This window comes from Pseudomonas sp. 2VD, from assembly GCF_005503585.1.
GTDB lineage: Bacteria > Pseudomonadota > Gammaproteobacteria > Pseudomonadales > Pseudomonadaceae > Pseudomonas > Pseudomonas aeruginosa.
In genome coordinates, this window is the sequence record NZ_SCND01000297.1 from 1 (window position 1) to 7,609 (window position 7,609).

Here is a 7,609-nt window from a genome sequence, read left to right on the forward strand (position 1 = left end):
GCACATAGCCACGCTTCGCTTAATGACTCGCTCGCCCGCGCAGCTTGTCGAGGGGGGAAAGCGCCCACCGAAGCCCACCGATAACGCACTGATCCGCACTCTGTGCGCGCAGATCCGCGAGCAGAACCAAGAGATCGCCGCGCTGCGCATCGCGAACACCGACCTCCTCCAGCGTCTGGAGAAAGCCGAAGGGGGACGGGCATGAGCAGCTTCCAACAGCACCTCCACCAGGCAGCCCAACAGCGCGCCCTCCCGTTTCAGAAAGAGCTTTATGTCGACCTCTTCGCCGGTGCCGGCGGCGCAAGCAGCGGGGGCGCTCGCGTCTATCGAGATCCAGACATTGCGATCAACCACAACCCCATTGCCATTGCCGTTCACCGAGCCAATCACCCGAACACACTCCACTTCAGGACAGACGTTTTCGAGGTAGATCCGCTAGAGGCAACCGGCGGGCAACCCGTGGGCATTCTGTGGGCCTCGCCTGATTGCCGCCACTTCAGCAAAGCCAAGGGCGGCGCGCCTCGCAGCAAGCGGGTCCGCTCCCTCGCCTGGGTCGTGGTCCGCTGGGTACACGCGACGCGCCCACGTATGTTCTTCCTTGAGAATGTGGAGGAGTTCCAAGACTGGGGACCGCTCGACGAATCCGGCAAACCGATCAAGAGCGAGGCTGGCCGCACGTTTAGGGCATTCATCGCTTGCCTGACCACTGGCTTGGCCGAGGACCACCCGGACATGTCCGAGATACTCGACGCAATCGGGCTGTGGGTTCCCAAGCAAGCACTGGTGCGCGGCCTGGGCTGTGATGTTCAGTGGCGTGAACGCCGAGCAGCCAACGCCGGCGCCCCGACAATTCGCAAACGCCTGTTCATGATCGGCCGCACCGACGGACGCCCCATCGTCTGGACTTCCCCGAAACGTCACCAGACTCCGCAGCCGGGCCAGCTACCTTGGCGCTCTGCCGCTGAGTGCATCGACTGGAGCGACCTGGGCACCAGCCTGTTTGATCGCGCCCGACCACTGGTAGACAACACCTGCCGCAGGGTGGCCAAGGGGTTCTGGAGGCACACCGTCATGGCCGACCAGCCCTACCTTGTCCCGATGGATGCTCAACACCTGGCGGCGGCCAGCCTCACGGAATTCGCCAACGCAAGCAGCCAACGCATCTTCAGCGTGGCCGAGCCCCTGCGGACGCAAGTCGCCCAGGTCAAGGGCGGACACTTCGCACTGTCAGCCGCAACGCTGGTGGAGATCGGCTACGGCGAGCGAGCCGGACAAGCTCCCCGCGCCCCCGGTTTGGCCAAGCCTCTAGGCACCGTCGTGGCGAGCAGTCGAAAGCACGCACTGGTTACCGCAGCGATGGTGACGCTGCGCAAGGGCTCTGTAGGCAATGGGCTCCTTCAGCCGATGAACGCCATCACCACCGGAAGCGGGCACCACGCCATCGCTGCATGCCACTTCGAGCAAGCCAACGGAGGGTTCTATACCGGTGACGGCCGGGCTGCCGATGCGCCGCTCAGTACGATCCTGGGGCGCGGAACGAATCAACGCCTGGCTACTGCGTACCTGGTGAAATACTACGGTACTGGGCACAACTGCCAGGACTTACGCGAGCCCATGCATACGCTTCCCACCAGAGAGCGCATGGCACTGGTTACGGTGACCAAGGTTCCTGCCAGCATCCTGCCGCCCGAGCTGCTGGAACGCGCAAAGCGGTGCGCGGAGTTCCTACGCAAGTATCTGCCGGAGCACTTCAGCGAGCCCGCCGACGTGGTGCTACTGGGGGACTATGCCCTGGTGGACTTCACCCTGCGCATGCTCAAGGCACCGGAGCTGAAGATGGCGCAGGGCTTCAGCCCCGATTACATCATCGATCGCGGCTTGTTCGAGACCGCCGATGGCCAACTCGAATGGCGCCCCATCAACAACACCGAACAGATCCGCCTCATCGGCAACAGCGTTTGCCCGGATGAAGCGGAAGACCTCATCGCCGCCAACGCCGCGGACCTGATCGACCTATACCAACGGGAGGCAGCATGAGTTTACTCTCTATCAGAGTGCAGCAAGGCCAGACTAGCTTCCAAGTTTTCTCGCCAACCCGCCAACTCTTTAAGTTTTTGCTGTGCCTGCCCTCGAATATCACTAACATCAATCCCTTGAGTGAAATCTTTGACTTCAAGTTTTTCTGCTGCAAGCTCGCAGAATACTGCAATCTGGCGAAGACCAAGGACGACAAATACCAGCTCACTACCAAAAACCGTAACGGGCACTCCTTCCAACAGCGTCACCGTATCCTTGAGCTCCCTACGCAGAACAGCATCAGATTTCACTGTCGAAAATCCAGCTTTACTTGCCTCCCTAGCCAATCGATACATCAGTTGCTCAAAGTGACACACCAGAGAATATGCAGCCCCACTGTTACTGCATTTTGCGAAACGCTCCTCGGCGTGCCGATCTGCAATGCTCTTCCGCGTCTGGAAGTAGGGGACACCTATAGCAACAGCTATCGCAAGAAAGCCACCCAGAGCCTGTGCCCATCCCGCAGTATCAGCCGGAAGGTACCCATTTTTCACCCAATAAGCAGTACTGCCGACCAGCAACCACAAACTGGCACTGACAAAAAACAACCACCAAATCGCCCATATTGTCCGTTCAACCAACGTCGACGGAATTTCTACCTTCAAGATGAACTCCCTTTATCGGCAAAGCTGGATGGAGATTGCTTACTTGTAGATCATTGGTCGAGAGGTAGCCATATAATCGACCTGAGCGACCAGATGCATGCCAGACAAAAGCAGAAGGAGGACGGAGCATGCAAAGAACAGTGACCGCCCTCTGCATCATCGTCGCCACCCTCGGCCTAGTCGCAGTGTTCGCGGCGGAGGTATTCCCGAGCCTCCGCACGCTGGCCGTCTGGCAAGCGGGGTGCTACTGATGAATACCCTGTTCCTTCTCATGGCCCAGTACAACGGCCTCGCCATCATCCCGCTGAATAGAGTATGCGCCGACTACTTCAGTCACCTGACTGTCGAGCAGTTCCAGCGGAAGGTCCTGGCCGGACAGATCCAGATCCCTATCACGCGGATCGAGTCCAGCCAGAAGGCTGCCAGAGGCATTCACTTGGCGGACCTGGCGGCGTATCTGGACAAACAGCGCGAGGTCGCCCTGAAAGACCATGAACGGCTAAACCGAGCCCGACCGGCGGCCTGACTTCTTCTTGGAAACCCATTCCCCGAAGGACACCGGCATCGCCAGGACCTTCGGGAGCCATTCCCAGCCAGCATATTTATCGCCAGACCCACGCAGATGGGTATATCGCCGAAGAGAGTTCCAATCTCGGTGCCCGCTGACCGAAGCCACCTTGGGAATGTCCCACTCCAGCTCAAACAGCCGACTGATCGCTTCGTGGCGCAGATCGTGAAACGTCAGATCCTCTATACCTGCGGCAGTGATCGCGCGACTCCATGCCCCCTGAATCGCATCGGTGGTGTATGGAAAGATCTCGTCGAAGGCCCGCGGCATACTCTTGATGACCGCCATTGCCTCCTCGGGTAGCTGACACCACACGTCGTTACCCCACTTGTCGCCCGGGCTCTTCATATCCCGGACTAGGACGGCGCCCCGGGCCTCGTCCAGGTCTGCCCACCGGATACGGATGATCTCCTCCTGCCTTCGGCTGGAGAACAATGCGAAGGCAGCGACCTTCGCCATGCACATCGAGGTCGGCCGCGATCGCCATGAGCGCTCGAACGCCTGGAACAACCGATCCAACTCTTCAAGTGTCGGGCGCCGATCACGCTCCCTGCTGCGCAACTTGTAACCCAGGTTCTTGAGAACTCTGCGGGCTTTCGCCATAACGTCCGGGTCGACTTGATACCCCCAGGCTGCCTCCGCCACTCCTAACACCGACCCAAGATGTGCCAGGTCATTGGCAACTGTCTGCGCCTTCACCCCTCCCCCGTCCGGCCCCATACGCCACAGCGCATAGTCAACGAGCACCTGACTGGTGATATCCCGGTCGATGGTATCGCCCAGGTGGGAAGCGGCGATGGCGGTCAGCGTGGCGATCTTGGTCTTACCCAGCGGGCGAGTCTTATCCCGGTCGGCCAGGTACTGCGCGATGATGTTCCGAAGCAGTACCCCCTTTTTCGTGGCCCGCTCCAAGCCACCAGGCTCGGCCAATTCAGCCTCCCGACGGAGCGCCCATGCTTCAGCGGCCTTTTTCCGGCTGAAACTTGCGCTCTCCTGATAGACTTGCGCGCCTCCGCGCTTGATACGAATCTGCGCGGTGTACATCACCGTTCCATCGGCGTTGCGCCGAGCGCGAATAGTGGCCATCGTAACTCCCGGTCCCGGTGGTAAAAGGCGTTAGGCGAGTGGTAATTTTTACCACCAACCCGCCAAATATGCCCGAAAACCCCGAAAAATGCACCGATAAAGCGCACACGAAAGACCTGATGAATCAAGCCTCAACGCCAGCAATGACGCGCCCTACACTGTCCCGCCGCTTCTCCGTTGCGCCGATGATGGACTGGACCGATCGCCACTGCCGCTTCTTCCTGCGCCAGTTGTCCCGTCACACCTTGCTCTACACCGAGATGGTCACTACCGGCGCGTTGCTGCACGGCGATCGCCAGCGCTTCCTCCGCTACGACGAATGCGAGCACCCGCTGGCGCTGCAACTGGGCGGCAGCGTGCCGGCGGAATTGGCGGCCTGCGCGCGGCTGGCGGAAGAGGCCGGCTACGACGAGGTCAACCTCAACGTCGGTTGCCCCAGCGACCGGGTCCAGCACAACATGATCGGCGCCTGCCTGATGGGGCATCCGGCGCTGGTGGCGGACTGCGTGAAGGCGATGCTGGATGCGGTGGAGATAGCGGTGACGGTGAAGCACCGCATCGGTATCAACGGGCGCGACAGCTATGCCGAACTCTGCGATTTCGTCGGCCAGGTGCGCGAGGCCGGGTGCCGGAGCTTCACCGTGCATGCGCGGATCGCCATCCTCGAAGGGCTCTCGCCCAAGGAAAACCGCGAGGTGCCGCCGCTGCGCTACGAGGTCGCGGCGCAATTGAAGAAGGACTTCCCGGACCTGGAGATCGTCCTCAACGGCGGCATCAAGACCCTCGAGGCCTGCCGCGAGCACCTGCAGACCTTCGACGGTGTGATGCTCGGTCGCGAGGCCTACCACAACCCCTACCTGCTGGCCGCGGTGGACAGCCAGTTGTTCGGCAGCGAAGCGCCGCCGCTCAGTCGCAGCGAGGCCTTGCTCCGTCTGCGTCCGTACATCGAGCGACACCAGGCCGAAGGCGGCGCGATGCATCACGTGACCCGCCATATCCTCGGCCTGGCCCAGGGCTTCCCCGGCTCCCGGCGATTCCGCCAGTTGCTCTCGGTGGACGTGCACAAGGCCGCCGATCCGCTACGGGTTTTCGACCAGGCGCTGGAACTTCTGGCGGGGCGATAGCTCCCATTGAGCCGCGCCTGCGGCTCGGGTAAGGTCGGGGGATTCTTCTTCCCAAGAACCCACCTGACAAGACCTCGCCATGACTTCGAAGCTGGAACAACTCAAGCAATACACCACGGTGGTCGCCGACACCGGCGACTTCGATGCCATTGCCCGCCTGAAGCCGGTGGACGCCACCACCAACCCGTCGCTGCTGCTCAAGGCCGCTGCCCTGCCGCGCTACGCCGAGCACCTTCGACAGGCTACCGCGGGTAGCGGCGGCGACGCCGGACTGGCTTGCGACCGCTTCGCCGTGGCAGTCGGCAAGGACATCCTCGGAGTCATTCCCGGACGTATTTCCACCGAAGTCGACGCGCGCCTGTCGTTCGACAGCGAGGCCACCCTCGCCCGCGCCCACCGCCTGATCGAGCTGTACGACGAACAGGGCATCGACCGAGAGCGGGTGCTGATCAAGATCGCCTCCACCTGGGAAGGAATCCGCGCCGCCGAGATTCTGGAACGCGAGGGCATCCAGACCAACCTGACCCTGCTGTTCTCCTTCGCCCAGGCGGTGGCCTGCGCCGACGCCGGGGTGTTCCTCATCTCGCCGTTCGTCGGGCGCATCTACGACTGGTACAAGAAGAGCGAGAACCGCGACTACGCCGGCGCCGAGGATCCCGGCGTGCAGTCGGTCTCGCGCATCTATCGCTACTACAAGGCCAACGGCTACAAGACGGTGGTGATGGGCGCCAGCTTCCGCAATCTCGGCCAGATCGAGCAACTGGCCGGCTGCGACCGCCTGACCATCAGTCCCGACCTGCTGCAACAACTGGCTGACGCCCAGGGCGAGCTGCCGCGCCTGCTACTGCCGGGCGAAGGCGAGCCGCGCCAGGTGCTCGACGAGAGCGCTTTCCGTTGGCAGATGAACGAGGACGCCATGGCCACCGAAAAGCTGGCCGAAGGCATCCGCCTGTTCGCACGCGACCAGGAAAAGCTCGAATACCAGTTGGCGACCCGCCACTGATCGCCGCTGCCGGCGGGACGCGCATGCAGGGCGTCCCGTTCCGGCGCAGCGGATTCAGCAGGAGTTCGGGAAGGGATCGACCGGTTAATGGCGCTCCAGGGCGCTGACCAGGTCGTGGAAGGCTTCGCGGTTGGATTCGTTGAGGCCCATCAGGATGCGGTGCGCCTCCAGGACCTTGTCGCGCACCACATCTTCCGACTGGTCCTGCGGCGGCAGGTCGGACAGGCACTCCGGACACGGAATCGGACGATCGACGATATTGAACACCTGATCGAAACCCATCGACTGCAACAGACGGGTAATGTCCGGATTGGTGGTCACCAGCGTGGGCAACAGGCCGATTTTCTGCCGCGACAGGATGGACAGCTTGGCCAGCAGGCCGAGCGTGGTGCTATCGATGCTCTGGGTTTCCGTAAGATCGATGATGATCGCCGAGAAATTCAGCGCAGCGAAGATCTTTTCGATGGTGGAATCCAGGGCCGAGCACAGGGTGAGGCGGACCTCACCGACGAATTTCAGAACGAAGGAGCCGTTCTGTTCGGCAAACTGGATTTTACCGGTACTCATGCAAGGTTCCTGCTCAACACCAGCAAGGCGATATCATCCGGCATCTCCGCCAGGTTGGCCAGCCCGAAGACCTGGCGCAGCCCGTCGAGGGTGCCTCCGGCGGCTGCCACCTGCTCCGGTAGCAAAGCCTCTTTCTCCTTCAGCGTAGCTCCTGGCAGCACATCGAGGATGCCATCGGAAAACAGCGACAGGCTGAAGGAAGGGGGCAACTCCATGACCCGGTCGTCATAGCTCGCATCGTCGAACAGGCCCACCGGCAGGCCACGGCCTTCCAGGTAGCTCGCCTGCCCGTCGACGAACAGTACCGGGAGCGGCAGGTGGCCGCCGATGCTGTAGGTCAGGCAGTTCTTCTCCAGGTCGATGACCCCGCCGAGCATGGTCACGTGCTTGCCCAGCTTGGTATTGATCAGGCCGCGGTTGATGTGCGCCAGCACCTCGGACGGCTTGAACTCCGGGAGCGTGCCGTTGCGCCGCGACTCGTAGAGCAGACGCGTGGTCATGAACTTCAGCAGCACCGTGACGAAGGCCGAGGAAGCGCCATGGCCGGAAACGTCGGCCAGGTAGAACGCCACGCGTCGCT

At 61.9% G+C, this 7,609-nt stretch carries 10 protein-coding genes; 6 read left to right on the plus strand and 4 right to left on the minus strand.

Features of this window, described 5'->3' with window-relative positions:
* Both FFS27_RS24735 and FFS27_RS24740 read left to right on the plus strand, forming a co-directional pair.
* On the plus strand, nt 1-205 hold a 205-nt coding region (locus FFS27_RS24735), incomplete at its 5' end, for a hypothetical protein (protein WP_218570992.1).
* On the plus strand, nt 202-2,037 hold the full coding sequence (locus FFS27_RS24740; RefSeq protein WP_137952258.1) for a DNA cytosine methyltransferase: 1,836 nt from the start codon (nt 202-204) through the stop codon (nt 2,035-2,037). The genes FFS27_RS24735 and FFS27_RS24740, both read left to right, overlap by 4 nt.
* Before the next feature lie 2 nt (nt 2,038-2,039).
* Here FFS27_RS24740 and FFS27_RS24745 read toward each other — a convergent pair whose 3' ends face one another.
* Nucleotides 2,040-2,681, minus strand: coding sequence for a hypothetical protein (locus tag FFS27_RS24745; RefSeq protein ID WP_124128509.1), 642 nt, complete (start codon nt 2,679-2,681; stop codon nt 2,040-2,042).
* 128 nt (nt 2,682-2,809) lie between these two features.
* On the opposite strand from FFS27_RS24745, the gene FFS27_RS33760 reads away from it, so the two are divergent.
* Entirely contained in the window at nt 2,810-2,932 is a 123-nt protein-coding gene (locus FFS27_RS33760; protein ID WP_023096378.1) for a hypothetical protein, read from the plus strand.
* Entirely contained in the window at nt 2,932-3,207 is a 276-nt protein-coding gene (locus FFS27_RS24750) for a pyocin activator PrtN family protein (protein WP_003130859.1), read from the plus strand. Before FFS27_RS33760 ends, FFS27_RS24750 begins: the two co-directional genes overlap by 1 nt.
* Here FFS27_RS24750 and FFS27_RS24755 read toward each other — a convergent pair.
* Nucleotides 3,181-4,335 (minus strand): site-specific integrase, encoded by a 1,155-nt coding sequence (locus FFS27_RS24755; protein ID WP_171019226.1) that lies wholly within the window; start codon nt 4,333-4,335, stop codon nt 3,181-3,183. The two genes, FFS27_RS24750 and FFS27_RS24755, sit on opposite strands and share 27 nt — an antisense overlap.
* A 143-nt stretch (nt 4,336-4,478) precedes the next feature.
* Between FFS27_RS24755 and dusA the strand changes: the two genes are divergently transcribed.
* On the plus strand, nt 4,479-5,459 hold the full coding sequence (gene dusA / locus FFS27_RS24760; protein ID WP_016562059.1) for a tRNA dihydrouridine(20/20a) synthase DusA: 981 nt from the start codon (nt 4,479-4,481) through the stop codon (nt 5,457-5,459).
* Between the two features lie 79 nt (nt 5,460-5,538).
* A complete protein-coding gene (gene tal, locus FFS27_RS24765; protein WP_003090868.1) occupies nt 5,539-6,462 on the plus strand; it encodes a transaldolase in 924 nt (307 codons plus the stop codon).
* Nucleotides 6,463-6,546: 84 nt separating this feature from the next.
* Here tal and rssC read toward each other — a convergent pair whose 3' ends face one another.
* The gene (gene rssC / locus FFS27_RS24770) at nt 6,547-7,029 is read right to left on the minus strand and encodes an anti-sigma factor antagonist RssC (RefSeq protein ID WP_003104052.1); all 483 of its coding nucleotides are present in this window, start codon (nt 7,027-7,029) and stop codon (nt 6,547-6,549) included.
* Nucleotides 7,026-7,609, minus strand: a 584-nt coding sequence (locus FFS27_RS24775) for a PP2C family protein-serine/threonine phosphatase (protein ID WP_171019227.1), incomplete at its 5' end; no start/stop codon positions are given. The genes FFS27_RS24775 and rssC, both read right to left, overlap by 4 nt.